This is a genomic window from Methylobacterium sp. FF17 (genome assembly GCF_025813715.1).
Classification (GTDB): domain Bacteria; phylum Pseudomonadota; class Alphaproteobacteria; order Rhizobiales; family Beijerinckiaceae; genus Methylobacterium; species Methylobacterium flocculans.
The window spans coordinates 2,543,902-2,559,024 of record NZ_CP107532.1 but is presented as its reverse complement, the minus strand read 5'-3'; the positions used below and the strand labels follow the sequence as shown (position 1 = coordinate 2,559,024).

Here is a 15,123-nt window from a genome sequence, read left to right as displayed (position 1 = left end):
TCGAACCACCGGACCCGCGACGGGATCGGTCGCGGAGGAACAGGCTTGGAATTCCGTCCGGCGGAACCGCTGGCACGGACGCCGGCCGGGGTCTAACGCATGACCCGGGACACCGTCGCGGGGAGCAGGGTCGGATGCGGATCGCCATCATGGGAGCCGGCGCGGTGGGGTGCTACTACGGCGCCCTGCTGGCGCGGGCGGGCCTGCCCGTCACCCTGATCGGGCGCGGGGCGCACGTGGCGGCGGTGCGCGCCCGGGGCCTGCACCTCGAGGCCGAGGCGTGGAGCGGGTTCGTGCCGATGGGGGCTACGACGGAGGCCGGGGGCGTCGCCGGGGCCGCCTGCGTGCTGGTCTGCGTGAAGTCGGGGGACACCGAGGCGGTCGGGCGGGGCATCGCCCCGCACCTCGACGCCGACGCGACGGTGCTGAGCCTCCAAAACGGTGTCGACAACGCCGAGCGTCTGGGCGTCGTCATCGGCCGGCCGGTGGTGCCGGTGGCGGTCTACGTCGCCACCGAGATGGCGGGACCGGGCCACGTCAAGCACCACGGGCGCGGCGACCTCGTGATCGGTCCCGGCCCCGCGAGTGACCGGATCGCCGTCGCCTTCACCGCCGCCGGCATTCCCACGACGGTGTCGTCGAACGCCCTCGAGGCGCTCTGGGGCAAGCTCGTCATGAACTGCGCCTACAACGCGCTCTCGGCCCTCACGCGCCTGCCCTACGGGCGCATGCTGGGGGTGGCGGGCATCGCCGACGTAATGGCGGACGTGGTGGCCGAATGCGCCGCGGTGGCGGAGGCGTCGGGGATCGCGCTCCCCGCCGACATCCTCAGCCGCGTTCTCGCCCTGGCCACCGCCATGCCGGAGCAGTTCTCCTCGACGGCGCAGGATCTCGCCCGGGGCAAGCCGAGCGAGATCGACCACCTGAACGGGTTCATCCTCCGCCAGGGCGCCGCGACAGGCGTGGCGACTCCGGTGAACCGGGTGCTCCACACGCTCGTGCGGGCGGCCGAGTCGGGGACGCGCGGCTAATATCCCCGCGCGCGGTCGATGCCGGCCGGCACCCGCCCGGTCTCGCGGAACGCGCGCACGGTCGCCGCGACGATGGCGGCGGCCGAGGCAAGCGTCGTCGGCGCGGCGACGTGGGGCAGGATCGTCACGCCGGGATGCGACCACAGCCGGTGGCCGCGCGGCAGGGGCTCGGTCTCGAACACGTCGAGGATGGCGTGACTCAGGACGCCCGCATCCAGGGCCTCGATCAGGTCGCCCTCGACCACGTGCGCGCCCCGCCCGTAATTCACCAGGGCAGCGCCCCGGGGCAGGCGCGCGAAGGCCTCCCGATCGAGGAGCCCCCGCGTCTCGACGGTCAGGGGCAGAAGGTTGACGAGGATGTCGGTGCAGGCGAGCGCCCGCGCCCAGCTCTCCGGACCGGACAGGACGGGAACACCGTCCCGTGCCGTGCCGGAGCGGCTCCAGCCCTGGACCGTGAAACCGATGGCCTGCAGCAGCTTTGCCGCAGCGCTCCCCATCTCACCCATCCCCAGGAGGGTCACGTGCCGCTCACGCGCCGGGCGCACCGCGTGCTGGCGCCACAGGCCCTGGCGCTGCTGCTCGGCGTAGCGGGGAAGGTCGCGGTGCAGGTGCAGGACGGCGGCGGCCACTGCCTCCGCCATGGCGCCGGCGAGTGCCGGATCGACGAGGCGCACGACCGGTACCGGCGGCAGGGTTTCGTCGAGGACCAGGCGGTCCACCCCCGCCCAGAGGCTGTGGACCCAGCGCAGGGCCGGCAGTCCCGCCAGCGCGCCGGGGGGCGGATTGGCGACGATCGCGATCTCGGCGGAAGGCGCGGCCCCGGATTCAACGTGTCCCGACTCTGTGGCCCCCAGGAGCGTTTCCCCGGGCATGGCCTCGACGAGGGCGGCGCGCCAGGCCGCCTCCTCGGCGGGCTCCAGGCTGGTGACCAGCAGGATGGGGGATGGCATGCGGGTCGGCTCCCTGTGGGACGGCACCGGGCCGGGCCGCGACGTACGATCCCTATCAGACCCGGACGCCGAAGTTTCGGCCCGTGAGGAGAGCCGTGGCTCCGGCGCTCAGGCCGAAACGCGGAAGGCCGGCGCCCGTAGGCCGCGCACGTCGAAATCCACGAGGCGCCCGAGATCCACCAGGAGCGTGCGCCCGTGCTCCGGGTCGGCGGCGCGCTCCGCCGGGGTCATGCCCTCGTAGGCGCTGGTGACGAGGAGGCGGTCGAGGCCGGGTCCGGCGAAGGTCGGGCAGCTCGGGCGCGACACCGGCACCCGCACGGTGCGGAGGCGCGCGCCGTCCGGCCCGTAGGCGTCGACGCAGGACGCGCCCCAGCGCGCGCACCAGATCCGGCCCTCGGTATCGACGGTGGCACCGTCGAGGCCGCCCTCCCCTCCGCGATGGTCGTAGAGGGTGGCCGGCTCCCCGGTCGGCAGGCCGGTGCGGGGATCGAGGGCGACGCGGTTCAGCAGGCCCCTGTCGGTGTCGGCGAAGTACCCGGTCGCCCCATCCGGGGCGAAGCAGATCGCGTTCGGAATGGTCAGGCCACCGTAGAGGCGCGTCACGCGCGTTCCGGCGACGTGGTAGATCGCGCCGCGCTGCGGCTCGGCCGCCCGCCCCATCGTGCTGATCCAGAGGGCGCCGCTCGGATGGACCCGGCCGTCATTGGAGCGTGTGCCGGCCTCCTCGGCTTCCAGTGGACAGAACCGCGTGAGCTGTCCGTCCGCGAGGCCGCGCAGGTAGAGGCCGTCCTCCGCCGCCAGCAACTGCCGGTCCGCGTCCACCGCCGCCACCGCGCTCGCCATCACCGGCAGGGCATGCACCCGGACGGCGCCCCCCGCCAGGGGCGCCTCGAACAGGCGCCGCTCCAGGATGTCGACCCACCAGGCGGTATCCGTCGCCGGGTCGTAGCTGGGCCCCTCGCCGAGGTGACAGCGGGGCGCATCGAGGAGGGAAATGGCGGTCTCTGGCATGCGGCGCGATCCGGAACGATGTTCAGGGGCGGCTGGAGCCGTTCCCGCGCGTTGCGATGGGAAGCCGTTCCGAGCCTTTGTCGTGAACGCGGTGCCGTACGCCGAGACGGCATCCGACCTGGTGCAAAGCGCTCCGTCGGCTCATGTTCCTGAAGCGTCGGGACCGACCCCGTGTCCCGATCGCCGGCGGGACAGCGCCTGACACGGGGCCACGGCGGCTTCGGGACGGGGCGATTCATCACGTCGGCGGAAGCGTCGCGGGCATCCGGCACCGATCGGGGTGTCGGGCGTTGCCGAGCGGACGGCGCATCCGCGCCGCCGGCCCCGGCCACACCCATGCCGTGGCCCGTCCGGTGACGCCTTGGAGATTCGCATGTCTGGTTCGACGCGGTTGCTGTTCGGAGGCGCCCTCTGCGCGGCCTCGCTGCTGATGGGAGCGGCCGGTGCCGCCGCCGATTGCGTCCGCACCGTCCACAACCGCTCGCCGCTGGTGCTGGTCGCCTCTCAGGATGGCGGCCCGTCCTTCAGCGTCCGGCCCGGCGGCTCGCGGTCGATCCGCCTCTCGCGCCCGGGCACGCTCAATCTCGCCGGCTATTGCGGACGGCCCGGCCTGCGCGGCGATCCCGCCGCCCTCGGCGCCCCGGTGGTACAGGAAACCTTCGGCTACCAGGCGGTCCTGGACCGCTGCTACTTCGAGTTCGGCCACGATTTCTTCGCCAACGAACTGGGGCGCGGCTTCGCGCCCTACGAGACGACCCGGCCGTTCGCACTGAACAACCCGCGACAGGGCGACATCGTGCTTCACACCGACCGGTCCGCCTGCCTGCCCACCTTCTGAGGCATCGATCCGTCCCGGCGGCCCGCGCCGCCGGGGAACGGGGAACGCAAGGGAAGCGGACGCACGAAGGGAACCGGAAGAACTGGTGCTTCTTCCCCTGATGAAACAGGCAGGAGGGCGCTTTGAGCACCGAGCAGAACCGGACACCCGAACCCGCCGGCACACCGCAGGCGCGGCAGGCCGACAAAGCCGAGATGGAGGCCGCGGTCGGGGGCCCCCACGCGCCGGCCTCCCCCTACCCGAAATCGGACAAACCCCCGGAGACCGGCGGCTACGAAGCACCGCCTCGGCCTCAGGGCAGCGAGGCCTGACCGGACGCACGCGCAGGGTCGCCGTTCCGGCGGCGAGGCCCTGTTCAGCGGCGGGAGGTCGGACGGGATTTCAAGGCGTCGAGGGCGTCGGCATTCGCGCGTCCCCAGCCGTAGAGCATCTCCACTGGCTCGACGAAGCGCTCGCCGAGCGGGGTCAGGTGGTAGGCCACCGCCGGTGGCACCGTGCCGGCCACGTGCCGGGTGACGAGGCCGCTCGCCTCCATGTCGCGCAGGGTCTGCGTGAGCATCTTCTTCGAGATGCCGGGCAGGCTGCGCTGGAGCACCCCGGTGCGGGCGCTGCCGCCGTGGCGGGCCTTCAGGGTGTGCAGCACCATGCTGGTCCACTTGGTCGCGAAGAGTTCGAGCACCCGGCGCGGGGCGCAATCCTCCCGCCATTCTTCCTCCGTCCCATGCCGCTCCATGCCGGTTACCCTTTGGTGCCTATGTCCCCGAACGGTGCCGTCTGGCAGGGCCGCCACCGTCTGCATAGCTCCCCGACGGATCAAGACGACGCAACCTCAGTCAAGGAGGCCCGCATGGGCAGGACCGCACTCATCGCCGGCGTCAGCGGCATCGTCGGCAACAACCTGGCGCAGCACCTCGTCTCGGAAGGCTGGGAGGTCGCCGGCCTCGCGCGGCGTCCTCCGGCCGACCTGCCCGGCATCACGCCGGTGGCCGCCGACCTCCTGGATCCGGCGAGCCTCGCGAGCGCCCTGACGGATCTGCGACCGAGCCACGTCTTCATCACCACCTGGCTGCGCCAGGAGACCGAGGCCGAGAACATCCGGGTCAATGGCGCGATGGTGCGCAACCTCCTCGACGCACTGCGGCCGAACGGCGGCGTCGAGCACGTGGCGCTGGTCACCGGCCTCAAGCACTACCTCGGACCCTTCGAGGCCTACGGAAAGGGGACCCTGCCCGAGACTCCGTTCCGCGAATCGCAGGGACGGCTCGATGTCGAGAACTTCTACTATGCACAGGAGGACGCGGTCTTCGCCGCCGCCGCGCGGGACGGCTTCGGCTGGAGCGTGCACCGGCCCCACACCATCATCGGCTACGCGCTCGGCAACGCCATGAACATGGGCGTGACGCTCGCCACCTACGCCACCCTCTGCCGCGAGACCGGCCGCCCCTTCCGCTTCCCCGGCTCAGCCGCGCAGTGGAACGGGCTGACCGACGTGACTGACGCCCGCATCCTGGCGCGCCAGCTGGCCTGGGCCGCGACCACCCCGGCCGCCCGCAACGAGGCCTTCAACATCGTCAACGGCGACGTCTTCCGCTGGAGCTGGATGTGGGGCCGGATCGCCGAATGGTTCGGCATCGAGGCCGCCCCCTTCGATGGCGCGCCCCAGCCCCTGGAGCAGCAGATGGACGGCGCCGCGCAGCTCTGGAGCGAGATCGCCGCCCGAGAGACATTGAAGGAGAGCGACCTCGGACGCCTCGCCTCGGCCTGGCACACGGATGCCGATCTCGGCCGGCCCATCGAGGTCGTCACCGACATGAGCAAGAGCCGGCGCCTCGGCTTCCTCGATTACCAGGCGAGCGACGATTCGTTCTTCGACCTGTTCACGCGCCTGCGGGCCGAGCGGATCATTCCGTAAGCGCGCCCCGCCATCATCGCGTCGTGGGGGTGGTCCGCGTTCGGGCGGAGCGCCCCCCGCATGCCGAGCCCCTCGCGGCGCGCGGACACTTCCGGGACGGCCTCGACCGGCGCGAGGACGGCCTCGCCCGCGAGACCGAAGCGGTTCCCCTCGCAGTCATGGCGCCCATTCGAGGATTCCGACTCATCGAAGATTCAGTCCTCGGCAGCCATACTCCCGGACACGTTCCGGCGGGAGGAGCATGGCGGGTGATCGACGCAGCGTGACGAACCGGCTCGAGGCTTCCCCCGCGATGGCCGATCCGGAGCCGGAGGCCGTCGCCTTCGGCCCGGCGGCGCACGGCGTCGCCGATTGGCCCTTCGGGGCGCCGGCCATTGTGGCGAACGCCTGGGCGCTGCCCGGGGACCGGGTCTGGCCCCGCATCCGTATCTTCATCCTCGGCGACCCGCGAACCCGGGGTCTGGCCGCCACCCGCGCCTCCGTCGAGGCCCAGGGCTATCGCGACCTGCGCTGCGACCTCGTCCACCGGGACACCGATGCGGGCGCACGGCTCGCGGACGGCCTCGCCGATCCCGAAACCGACGCCGTGATGCTCCTGCGGGCAGGCGACCTGCTCGCGCCGGGCGCGCTCGCCGCCCTGGGGCTGGAGGCGGCGCTGAGCGGTGCCGACATCGTCGCGGGCCTGCGCCTCGTCTTCGGGGCAGAGCCCCTCGGCCTCGATGCCCCGGCGGCCCCGCCCGGCCTCCTGCGGGAGGAAGCGCCGCCGGAGGGGGCGCTCGCGCCGTTCACCGGGGGTGAGATGCTGCTGTCGCGCGCCTGCGTCCAGGCCGCCGGCGGGTTCGATCCCGAAGCCGCGTCCCCGGTCTCGGCTCTGTGGCCGCACCTCGTCCGTCGGGGGGCCCGGCTCGCCCGCGTCGAGCGTCCCGTCCTGCTCCAGCACACCCTCGAGGACACCGTCGCGCCGATGCCGCCCGGCCTTTCGGTCGCGATGCTGACGGACCGGGGTTATTCCGGCGGCGCCGGCATCGGTCATCGTCGCCTCGCCGACGCCCTCGTCCTTGGAGGACACCGGGTGACGCACCTCACCCTCGGGGCGGAGGTCCCGGCGGCGGCGGCCGAATGGACCGAGCACGTCCCGCGCGCCGAGGCGGCAGTCGCGGCGAGGGGCTACGACCTGATCCTGGCGGGGAACCTTCACGGCGCCACGCGGAGCACCGGGATCCTCGAGCGCCTGGGGCGGCACGCGCCCGTCGCGGCCGTCCTCCACGACCTGTTTCCGCTCACGGGCCGCTGCGCCTTCCCGGGCGATTGCCCGGTGATTGCCCGAGGCTGCGATGCCGGCTGCCCCTCTCCCACCGCCTATCCGCAGCTCGCCCCGGACCGGATCGCGGCGGCTCATGCGGGCAAGCGCGCGGTCCTCACCGGCCCGCACGCGCCGCTCCTCCTGGCGAATTCGGCCTGGACGGAGGCGATCGCGCGTCGCCTCGCACCGGAGAGCGCCCGCATCGGGCGCATCGGCCTCGCCTTCCCGACCGGCGTGTTCCGGCCGGGCGACCGCGCCGCCCTGCGCCGCGCGCTCGGCCTTCCACAGGATGTGGTCCTGGTGATGTTCGCGGCCGTCATCGCCGATGCGCCGGGCAAGGGCGCGGCCGATCTCGCCGCGATCCTGGCGCGGGTGGCGGGGCCGGGCATCGGGTTCGTCGCGGTCGGCCGCCTGGACGATCCCGCCGCCTTCGGCCTCGCCGGCCTCGTGGTGGCCGGGCCGATCGGCGACGAGGACACCCTGGCGCGCTGGTACGGCGCCTGCGACATCTACGTGACCGCGAGCCGCAACGAGACGCTCGGCCAGACGCCCGTGGAAGCCGCCCTGTGCGGCACGCCGACCGTCGCCTACCGCTCGACCGGCCTGACCACGGCGGTGATCGACGGCGTCTCGGGCCGCCTCACCGACCCGGAGCCCGAGGCCCTGGAGACTGCGTTGCGGGCCCTGATCCGCGACGCCGCCGAGCGGCACCGCCTCGGCGCCCTCGGCCGGGTCGCGGCGGAGGCGCGGAGCAGCCACGCGGCGGCCCTGATGCGGCTCAACGATGCCCTCGTGGCGGACGGCCTCCTGCCGCCGAGTGCCGGCACGGGGCGCATCCGCTTCGCGCCCGAGATGCTCGGGCAGTTCGCCATGGCGCGGGAGCGAGCGCCCGGCCGCAGCGGCACCGTGCCCGCTCCCTCACCGGCCGCGATCCGCACGGCACGCCGGATCAAGCAGGCCGTGCTGGGCCGCGGCATGCCGCTCTGGCTGCGCCGGGGGCTCTATGCCGGTGTCCGTCTCGGGGCCTGGATGCGGCGAGGTTCGCGATGACGGCCGCACACCGCGCCGAACCGGTGCGCCTCTACGTCGACCACACCCACCTGCGCGACCACATCACCGGCATCGAGCGGGTAACGGTCGATCTCTTCGGCGCGGAGACGTTGCGTCCCCATCCGGTCGTCGCGATCCGCTCGGCGAACCTGCCGGGCCTGATGCTGAGCCAGCAGGTCGAATTGCCGCTTCGCGCGCTCGCCGATCCGACGGCGCTGGCGATCTTTCCCGGCTTTCCGCCGGGCCCGCTGGCGACGCTTCTGCTGCGGGACCGCTGCATCGCCTACATCCACGATACCTTCCTGCTGACGCGCCCGGAGGATCTCAGCTGGAAGACCCGGCTCTACATGGCGCCGAGCTTCGCCTTCGCGATGCGCTTCGGGCGCCGCTTCCTGGTGAATTCCCGCACCACCGGCTCCGCGGTGCGGGCACTCTGCGCGCGTCAGGCCCTCGTCGCCCTGCTGCGGCCGCCGGTGCACGACGTGTTCGGCCTCGCCGGATTGTCTCCGCCACCGGCGCCGGTGGCGGGGGAGCCCCTGCGCCTGCTCGCCATCGGTACGATCGAGCCGCGCAAGGATTATCCGTCCGCCATCGCCATCGTGGCGGCCCTCAACGCCGCCGGAATGCGGGCGGAACTGCACATCGTCGGGCGGGTCGGCTGGGGGCGCCACGCCTTCCTCGACGCGCCGCCACCCTTCCTGACCCTGCACGGCTACCTCGACGACGCGGCCCTGCGCCACCTCGCCGGGCGCTGCCACCTCCTCCTGTCGACCTCGAAGGCGGAGGGGCTCGGCCTGCCGCTGCTCGAGGCGCAGCATGGCGGCCTGCCCATCGTCGCCCCGGCGGGGCCCGTCTTCTCGGAGGTGCTCGGCGCCTCCGGCCTGTTCATCGATCCGGTGGATCCCGCCGGCGCAGCGGACGCGATACGGGCTTGGGCCGGCAGCCCCGCCTTCGCGGCCGCACGCGCCGCCTCGCGGGACAACGTCCGGCGCTGGAACGATCTCGCGGCGGCCGATGCGGCGCGCTTCGCCCGCTTTCTCCGGATTGGGCCCTTGGTTTATACGGAGGCACCGAATGCGGTCGTCGCTGCTACCTGACCGCACGCGCGATGCGGGGCGCGCACGCCGTGCACAGGCGATTGCGCCGGCAAACGGCCTCTCAGCACTCCGCATCCTGGCTATTTACCCTTTCGCGCGATCGTCATGCCAAAATCAGCGCGTGCGAGGAAAAGCATCTGCCAGGAAAAGAACCGGCCAAGATCAGCGCCGGTACGAACGGGACAGGTTCAAGCATTCGGGCTATCTCCAGCGACAGGTCGTGTCCCTGGCACGGAGATCGCGCAGGTGACGACATCGCTCTCGTTCCGGGGATCTCGCGTCCTGAACTGGCACAGCGGGTGAGGCGAATCGGGACGGATGCATTCAGGAGGGCCATGAGCCATTGCTGAAGGCGGCCAAGTCAGGAGACGACACAGATGTTCGACTTCGGAAGCCGGGTCAGTGGCGAGCCGGTCATCGTGGAACGGCGCTCGGCTGACGGCCTCGAAGCCCGGCTGATCCTGCAGCGCCTCTGGCGGGGCAGCGCCTTCATCCTGCTCGGCGGCCTCGGCGCGGTGATCCTCGCGGTGGTGCTGCTCAACCTCGCGCGCCCGACCTATACGGCGAACACCCAGATCCTGGTCGATCCGGCGGACCTGCCCGTCATCGCCAACGACCTCAGCAACCGCCAGCCGCAGGCCGATAGCGGGGTCTCCATCGCCGAGAGCCAGGCGCGGGTGATCCAGTCCGACAGCGTCCTGCGCCGGGTGGTGGAGCGCCTCGACCTCAGCGCCGACGAGGAATTCGTCGCGCCGCCCTCGACCAACCCGCTGGTCATCCGGCTGAAGGCCCTCCTCGGCATGGAGACGCCGCCCGCGAGCCGGGACCCCGTGAACCTCGCCCTCGACACCCTGCGCCTCAAGCTCGGCGTGCGCCGGGCGGAGCGCACCTTCGTCATCGACATCTACGTCCAGACCTGGGACCCGGAGAAATCCGCCCGGATCGCCAACGCCATCGCCGATGCCTACTTCGCCGAGGAGGCGGGCGCGCGCCGTGAGGCGGCGCGGCGCGCCTCGGACGCCCTGACCGGCCGCCTCACCGGCCTGCGCCAGGCGGTGGAGGAGTCCGAGCGCAAGGTGCTGCAGTACCGCGAGACGAACCGGCTGGTGACGACGAGCGGCCGCCTCCTCAGCGACCAGCAGCTCAGCGACCTCAACCAGCAGCTCGTCACCGCCAACCTGCGCACCGCCGAGGCACGGTCCCGGCTCGAACAGGCCCGGCGCATGCGGGCCGGGGAGGCCGGCACCGCCCTGCCCGAGATGCTGCAATCCCTGGAGATGCAGAACCTGCGGCAGCAATATGCCGGCCTCTCGCGCAACACCGCCGAACTCGCGGCCCGGCTCGGCGAGCGCCACCCCGCCATGGCCGAGCAGTACGCCCAGCAGCGCGACCTCCAGCGCCTGATCCAGCGCGAGAAGGAGCGGATCATCGAGACCTCGCAGAAGGATTACGACCGGGCGGTCGCCAGCGAGGCCGCCGTGCAGCGCAGCCTGGACCGCGCCAAGGTGGAGACGGCCGGAAACGACCGCGCCAATGTCGGCCTGCGCGAACTCGAGCGCGAGGTCGAATCGCGCCGCTCGGTCTACGAGACCTTCCTGCGGCGCTCGCGCGAGACCAACGAGCAGGAGCGCCTGAACAGCTCCAACGTGCGGGTGATCTCCTCGGCGACGCCGCCGCGCCTGCGGACCTGGCCGCCGTCGCCGAAGGTAGTCCTGCCTCTCGCCCTGGTGGTGGGCCTGGCCCTCGGGGCGGGCCTCGCACTGCTGCTCGGGTCCCGGCGCGACCAGCGTGCACCCGCACGTCCGATCCCCACCAGCGCAAAAGGCGCGCGCAGCTTCCGGGCCCTCGATGCCTGACGGTCCCCGGGACAATCCGCCCCGGAGTGTTGCCACCCGACCCTGCCTATGGGATCGGCCAGGGAACCTTTGCCGTACCACCGGGGTCATTCCCCGCGGCAGGAGCGTCATGGGATCGGAAGGGCACCGCGTCATGTCACCGGATGGGAACGCCTCGCCTGCGAGGCGCGCATGAGCATCCGCCTGTTCGACATCGCCTTCACGCCGGGACGCGCGGCCGACCTCCTGCGCCTCGCCGCGGCGCATCCGCCGACGCGGCCCCGCCTCATCGTCACCGCCAACCTCGACCACGTCGTCACGCTCGCGGACAACGCGGCCTTCCGCGAGGCCTATGACGCGGCGGTGGCCCGGACCCTCGACGGGATGCCCCTGGTCTGGCTCGCGCGCCTGCGTGGGGCCCGCGAGGTGGTGCGCGTGACCGGCCACGACCTCATCGCCGCCGCCATGGCCGCCCCCTGGCCCGCGGGACAGCGGATCTTCCTCGTCTGCGCGATCCCGGCGGTCGGCGACTACTTCGTCGAGCGCCTCGTCGCGGCGGGCCTCGAGCGCGACGCCGTCGCCGTAACGGTACCGCCCTTCGGCTTCGAGGAAGACGAGGCTTACGGAGAGCAACTCGCCGGGGCCATCCGCCGGCACGGCACCACGCTGCTCGTCCTCGGCGTCGGTGCGCCGCGTTCCGAGATCTGGGTCACCCGTCAGGGGGCGGCCCTGGGCGGGCCGGTGGTCCTTGCGGTCGGGGAAGCCCTGAACGTCGCCGCCGGCCTCGTGCCGCGCGCACCCCTCTTCATGCAGCGCATCGGAATGGAATGGTTCTTCCGGTTCCTGCACGCGCCGCGACGGCTGTTCGGCCGCTACTTCCTGCGCTCCTGGCGTCTGTTGGGGATCGCGCTCAGGGCCCTGCGCGACCGGCGGCGCAAGGCCGTGGTCACCGGCGAGCCGCGACGCGGCACACCCGGCTCGTCCTGAGGGCGGTTCAGGCCGCCATGAACAGCTCGGGGCGCCGCAGGCGCAGGGTGAGGACGAGGACCAGGGACTTCAGGTCCGTGAGTTCGCCCCGGTCGCTTAGGCGCGCGAGCTCGGACAGCGGTATCTCCCGCACGGTGATGGCCTCGTGCTCCTCGGCCAATCCGCCGCCCGGCCCTGTCCGATCCGTCGCCGCGTAGGGAGCGAGGTAGAGGTCCATCTGCTCGGTGGAGATGCCCGGCATGCTCCAGCCGCAGGTCACGGGTTCCAGGGCCCCGAGGCGGACCCCCGTCTCCTCGTAGGCTTCGCGGCGCGCACCGTCCTCCGGCTCCGATTCGTCGAGGAGTCCGGCAGGGACCTCCAGCACCTGCGTGATGCCGGCGGCGTAGAAGGCCGGAGTGCGGAACTGCTCCACGAGGAGCGCCACCCGGCGGACCGGATCGTAGGGCAGGACCGCGACGGCGCGTCCGTGATCCTCGATCTCGCGCGCGAGCCGGGTTCCGTCGGTCATCGTCACCTCGGCGACGAGGAACCGGCTCCAGCCATCATGCACGATCCGGGTGCCGCGGATGATCGGCGCCATGCTGCTCTCCCCCTGCGGCCGCCACCACCAGGGCAGCCAAGACAGCGGGGCACTAGCAGCGCCTTGTCGCATCAATGAGGCGAGGGGTGCGGGATTTCGGCCACGGCCTTACGGATTGTGAAGGACAAGGTCGCGGCGATGCGCTCCTGGCGCACCAGTTCGTCGCCGGCCTCGCGCACGAGGTTGGGGATGTCGATGGCCGCCATCGGATCGGTGCAGGTCACGGTGAGCAGAGCGCCGGGTGCCAGGACGCGCAGAGCCTTGCGCGTGCGCAGGGTCGGCAGCGGGCATTTCAATCCGCTGAGGTCGAGATGCGTCTCCGACTCGTCCGTCATCCCCCCTCCGCTCCCCGCTTCGCACCGCCGTGCCCCCACCATAACGAAAAATCCCGCCCCCGGCGTGAACCGGTGACGGGATGGCTGTCGGTGAGTTCCCGGCGCCCTTCGGCGCCGGGATGATAGGGTTCAGTATCCGTAGCCGTAGGCCGGGTAGCCGTACCCATAGGCCGGGGCGCTGTAGTAGCCATAGGCCGGGGCGCCGTAGCCGCCATACCCGACGCCCGCGTAGCCGCGGTCGTAGTAGCCGTAGCCACGGTCGTAATAGCCGTAGCGGGGCGCCTGGCTGGCCGCGATGGCGCCGCCGATGATGCCGAGGGCCGCGCCGGCCGCCAGCGCACCGCCGATGCCGGGACCACGGCGGTAACCGCCGTAGTAGCCCCGGCCGTAGCCGTAGCCGCCGCGATAGCGGACGTTCTCGACGTTCGCGTTGCCGCCGCTCACCTGCGCGGCGCCCAGGGCCGGCAGCGGCGCGGCCTGCGCCGCGGTGAAGGAACCGGCCGAGAGGCCGACGGCGGTGACGCCCGCGAGGGCGAGGGACAAGATGCGCGTCATGCGAGCGTTCTCCGTCACAGGGTTGCGATATCCCTGGAAACGGCGGAGGTGGCGATCCGTTCCAGAGCCGCCACAGTCAAGCCTGGAGAACGGGTGCGATCAAGCACATTCGGCGGTGACGGGGCGCCTTGTCCCCGGAGATCCGAGGGAGGGCCGGCGCCGCAAGAGCCTAGAAGATGCAGTGCGTGAAGGCCGGCTCCACCGAACGCTTCCAGGGCCCCTCGTAATCGGCGAGGCGCTCCTCCGCGAGGGATCGGCCGGCGGCCACGATGGCTTCCAGCGGCTGCAGGAACCGCGTCTCGTCCCGCCCCTGGGCGTCGCGCCGTGCGCGGGCGGCAAGCCCCGCGCGGGCAATGGTGAGGGCTTCGGCGGCCACGGCGCCGAGGGGGCGGCCGGCGATGCGCGCGGCGAGGCCGAGGCGCGGCACGGTAGCGCGCAGGCTCTCGCGGTCGCAGGTATTCCAGCCCTTCACGATGTCCCAGGCCGCATCGAGGGACGCGGGATCGTAGAGGAGACCGACCCAGAAGGCGGCCTGCGCGGCGATCATCGCCGGCCCGCCGACATCGGAGCCGCGCATCTCGATGAAGCGCTTGAGCCGCACCTCCGGGAAGGCGGTCGAGGCGTGGTTCGCCCAGTCCGAGACCGTGGCCCGCTCGCCCGGCAGGGCGGCGAGGCGCCCCGCCATGAGGTCCCGGAACGAGGCACCGGAGACGTCGTGGTAGGTCTCGCCACGCTTGACGAAGTACATCGGCATGTCGAGCAGCCAGTCGACGTAGGCCTCGTAGCCGAAGCCCGGCTCAAAGGCGCGCGGCAGCATGCCGGTGCGGTCCCCATCGGTGTCGCGCCAGATCTCGGAGCGCCGGGAGAGAAACCCGTTCGGCCGTCCATCCGTGAAGGGCGAGTTGGCGAAGAGCGCGGTGGCGACCGGCTGCAGCGCCAGCGCGACGCGCATCTTGGCGGCCATGTCGGCCTCGGAGGAGAAATCCAGGTTCACCTGTACCGTGGCAGTGCGCAGCATCATGTCGAGGCCGAGGGTGCCGACCTTCGGCATGTAGCCGGCCATGATCTTGTAGCGGCTCTTCGGCATCACGGGCGTCTCGGCCTGGGTCCATTTCGGACTCATGCCGAGGTCGAGGAAGCCGATACCGAGGGCGTCGGCGACCCGCGCCGTGGCCTCCAGATGCGCGCGCAGTTCGTCGGCGGTCGCGTGGACGTTTGGCAGAGGTGCGCCGGAGAGTTCGAACTGTCCGCCGGGCTCCAGGGAGATCGCCCCGCCCTCGGAACCGGCGAGCCCGATGAGGTGACCCGCATCCTCGATCGGTTCCCACCCGGTCTCCCGCGCCACGCCCTCGAGCAGGGCCCGGATGCCGTTCGGCCCGGCATACGGGACAGGGCGGTGCCCGTCCCGGTAGAAGGGCACCTTCTCGTGTTCGGTGCCGATCGCGAAGCGCTCGCGCGGCTTCTCGCCTTCCGCGAACCACGCGATGAGTTCGTCTCGCGTCGTCAGGGGCGTCGTGTCGGACGTATCGCGCGCCATGCGCTGCCTCGTATCGAAGGTCGTTCAGCGGAGAGGCGCACCGGACCGCAGCGGCGTGGCCCCTTTCGGGATGTGGAGCCTCATAGGCCAGGGGACGTGCGC

15 protein-coding genes are annotated in these 15,123 nt (G+C 72.2%); 8 read left to right on the top strand and 7 right to left on the bottom strand.

Annotated elements, in window-relative coordinates:
* Window positions 1-134: 134 nt before the first annotated feature.
* Window positions 135-1,031, top strand: coding sequence for a ketopantoate reductase family protein (locus OF380_RS11930; protein ID WP_264050971.1), 897 nt, complete (start codon window positions 135-137; stop codon window positions 1,029-1,031).
* Here the strand turns inward: OF380_RS11930 and OF380_RS11925 are convergent.
* Together OF380_RS11925 and OF380_RS11920 are read right to left on the bottom strand one after the other, a co-directional pair.
* On the bottom strand, window positions 1,028-1,981 hold the full coding sequence (locus OF380_RS11925; protein ID WP_264050970.1) for a 2-hydroxyacid dehydrogenase: 954 nt from the start codon (window positions 1,979-1,981) through the stop codon (window positions 1,028-1,030). The genes OF380_RS11930 and OF380_RS11925 overlap by 4 nt on opposite strands.
* Window positions 1,982-2,089: 108 nt before the next feature.
* A complete protein-coding gene (locus tag OF380_RS11920; RefSeq protein ID WP_264050969.1) occupies window positions 2,090-2,992 on the bottom strand; it encodes an SMP-30/gluconolactonase/LRE family protein in 903 nt (300 codons plus the stop codon).
* Between the two features lie 373 nt (window positions 2,993-3,365).
* Here OF380_RS11920 and OF380_RS11915 point away from each other — a divergent pair, with 373 nt between their 5' ends.
* Together OF380_RS11915 and OF380_RS11910 are read left to right on the top strand one after the other, a co-directional pair.
* Window positions 3,366-3,830 (top strand): hypothetical protein, encoded by a 465-nt coding sequence (locus OF380_RS11915; RefSeq protein ID WP_264050968.1) that lies wholly within the window; start codon window positions 3,366-3,368, stop codon window positions 3,828-3,830.
* Between the two features lie 122 nt (window positions 3,831-3,952).
* On the top strand, window positions 3,953-4,141 hold the full coding sequence (locus tag OF380_RS11910) for a hypothetical protein (protein ID WP_264050967.1): 189 nt from the start codon (window positions 3,953-3,955) through the stop codon (window positions 4,139-4,141).
* 44 nt (window positions 4,142-4,185) lie between these two features.
* Here OF380_RS11910 and OF380_RS11905 read toward each other — a convergent pair whose 3' ends face one another.
* Window positions 4,186-4,563: a winged helix-turn-helix transcriptional regulator gene (locus OF380_RS11905; protein WP_264050966.1), complete on the bottom strand. Its 378-nt coding sequence runs from the start codon at window positions 4,561-4,563 to the stop codon at window positions 4,186-4,188.
* A 114-nt stretch (window positions 4,564-4,677) separates the two neighbouring features.
* On the opposite strand from OF380_RS11905, the gene OF380_RS11900 reads away from it, so the two are divergent.
* From OF380_RS11900 to OF380_RS11880, 5 genes are all read left to right on the top strand, one after another.
* Window positions 4,678-5,742: an SDR family oxidoreductase gene (locus tag OF380_RS11900; RefSeq protein ID WP_264050965.1), complete on the top strand. Its 1,065-nt coding sequence runs from the start codon at window positions 4,678-4,680 to the stop codon at window positions 5,740-5,742.
* Window positions 5,743-5,983: 241 nt separating this feature from the next.
* Entirely contained in the window at window positions 5,984-8,095 is a 2,112-nt protein-coding gene (locus OF380_RS11895) for a glycosyltransferase (protein WP_264050964.1), read from the top strand.
* The gene (locus OF380_RS11890) at window positions 8,092-9,192 is read left to right on the top strand and encodes a glycosyltransferase (protein WP_264050963.1); all 1,101 of its coding nucleotides are present in this window, start codon (window positions 8,092-8,094) and stop codon (window positions 9,190-9,192) included. The genes OF380_RS11895 and OF380_RS11890 overlap by 4 nt, the downstream gene beginning before the upstream one ends.
* A gap of 377 nt (window positions 9,193-9,569) precedes the next feature.
* Complete coding sequence (locus tag OF380_RS11885; protein ID WP_264050962.1) at window positions 9,570-11,048, top strand: GumC family protein; 1,479 nt, start codon at window positions 9,570-9,572, stop codon at window positions 11,046-11,048.
* 171 nt (window positions 11,049-11,219) lie between these two features.
* Window positions 11,220-12,014 (top strand): WecB/TagA/CpsF family glycosyltransferase, encoded by a 795-nt coding sequence (locus OF380_RS11880; protein WP_264050961.1) that lies wholly within the window; start codon window positions 11,220-11,222, stop codon window positions 12,012-12,014.
* A 7-nt stretch (window positions 12,015-12,021) separates the two neighbouring features.
* Here the strand turns inward: OF380_RS11880 and OF380_RS11875 are convergent, their stop codons facing one another.
* The 4 genes from OF380_RS11875 to OF380_RS11860 form a co-directional block, all read right to left on the bottom strand.
* A complete protein-coding gene (locus OF380_RS11875; RefSeq protein WP_264050960.1) occupies window positions 12,022-12,594 on the bottom strand; it encodes an NUDIX domain-containing protein in 573 nt (190 codons plus the stop codon).
* 71 nt (window positions 12,595-12,665) lie between these two features.
* Window positions 12,666-12,929: a sulfurtransferase TusA family protein gene (locus tag OF380_RS11870; protein ID WP_264050959.1), complete on the bottom strand. Its 264-nt coding sequence runs from the start codon at window positions 12,927-12,929 to the stop codon at window positions 12,666-12,668.
* 129 nt (window positions 12,930-13,058) lie between these two features.
* The gene (locus OF380_RS11865) at window positions 13,059-13,484 is read right to left on the bottom strand and encodes a hypothetical protein (protein WP_264050958.1); all 426 of its coding nucleotides are present in this window, start codon (window positions 13,482-13,484) and stop codon (window positions 13,059-13,061) included.
* A 169-nt stretch (window positions 13,485-13,653) separates the two neighbouring features.
* Window positions 13,654-15,021, bottom strand: coding sequence for a glutamate--cysteine ligase (locus tag OF380_RS11860; RefSeq protein WP_264050957.1), 1,368 nt, complete (start codon window positions 15,019-15,021; stop codon window positions 13,654-13,656).
* Window positions 15,022-15,123 lie beyond the last annotated feature (102 nt).

What these genes read in the sequence shown, in the direction of transcription:
- OF380_RS11930 (WP_264050971.1), top strand. Translation starts at nt 135, where the DNA reads ATGCGGATCGCCATCATGGGAGCCGGCGCGGTGGGGTGCTACTACGGC.
- OF380_RS11925 (WP_264050970.1), bottom strand. Translation starts at nt 1,981, where the DNA reads ATGCCATCCCCCATCCTGCTGGTCACCAGCCTGGAGCCCGCCGAGGAG.
- OF380_RS11920 (WP_264050969.1), bottom strand. Translation starts at nt 2,992, where the DNA reads ATGCCAGAGACCGCCATTTCCCTCCTCGATGCGCCCCGCTGTCACCTC.
- OF380_RS11915 (WP_264050968.1), top strand. Translation starts at nt 3,366, where the DNA reads ATGTCTGGTTCGACGCGGTTGCTGTTCGGAGGCGCCCTCTGCGCGGCC.
- OF380_RS11905 (WP_264050966.1), bottom strand. Translation starts at nt 4,563, where the DNA reads ATGGAGCGGCATGGGACGGAGGAAGAATGGCGGGAGGATTGCGCCCCG.
- OF380_RS11900 (WP_264050965.1), top strand. Translation starts at nt 4,678, where the DNA reads ATGGGCAGGACCGCACTCATCGCCGGCGTCAGCGGCATCGTCGGCAAC.
- OF380_RS11895 (WP_264050964.1), top strand. Translation starts at nt 5,984, where the DNA reads ATGGCGGGTGATCGACGCAGCGTGACGAACCGGCTCGAGGCTTCCCCC.
- OF380_RS11890 (WP_264050963.1), top strand. Translation starts at nt 8,092, where the DNA reads ATGACGGCCGCACACCGCGCCGAACCGGTGCGCCTCTACGTCGACCAC.
- OF380_RS11885 (WP_264050962.1), top strand. Translation starts at nt 9,570, where the DNA reads ATGTTCGACTTCGGAAGCCGGGTCAGTGGCGAGCCGGTCATCGTGGAA.
- OF380_RS11880 (WP_264050961.1), top strand. Translation starts at nt 11,220, where the DNA reads ATGAGCATCCGCCTGTTCGACATCGCCTTCACGCCGGGACGCGCGGCC.
- OF380_RS11875 (WP_264050960.1), bottom strand. Translation starts at nt 12,594, where the DNA reads ATGGCGCCGATCATCCGCGGCACCCGGATCGTGCATGATGGCTGGAGC.
- OF380_RS11870 (WP_264050959.1), bottom strand. Translation starts at nt 12,929, where the DNA reads ATGACGGACGAGTCGGAGACGCATCTCGACCTCAGCGGATTGAAATGC.
- OF380_RS11865 (WP_264050958.1), bottom strand. Translation starts at nt 13,484, where the DNA reads ATGACGCGCATCTTGTCCCTCGCCCTCGCGGGCGTCACCGCCGTCGGC.
- OF380_RS11860 (WP_264050957.1), bottom strand. Translation starts at nt 15,021, where the DNA reads ATGGCGCGCGATACGTCCGACACGACGCCCCTGACGACGCGAGACGAA.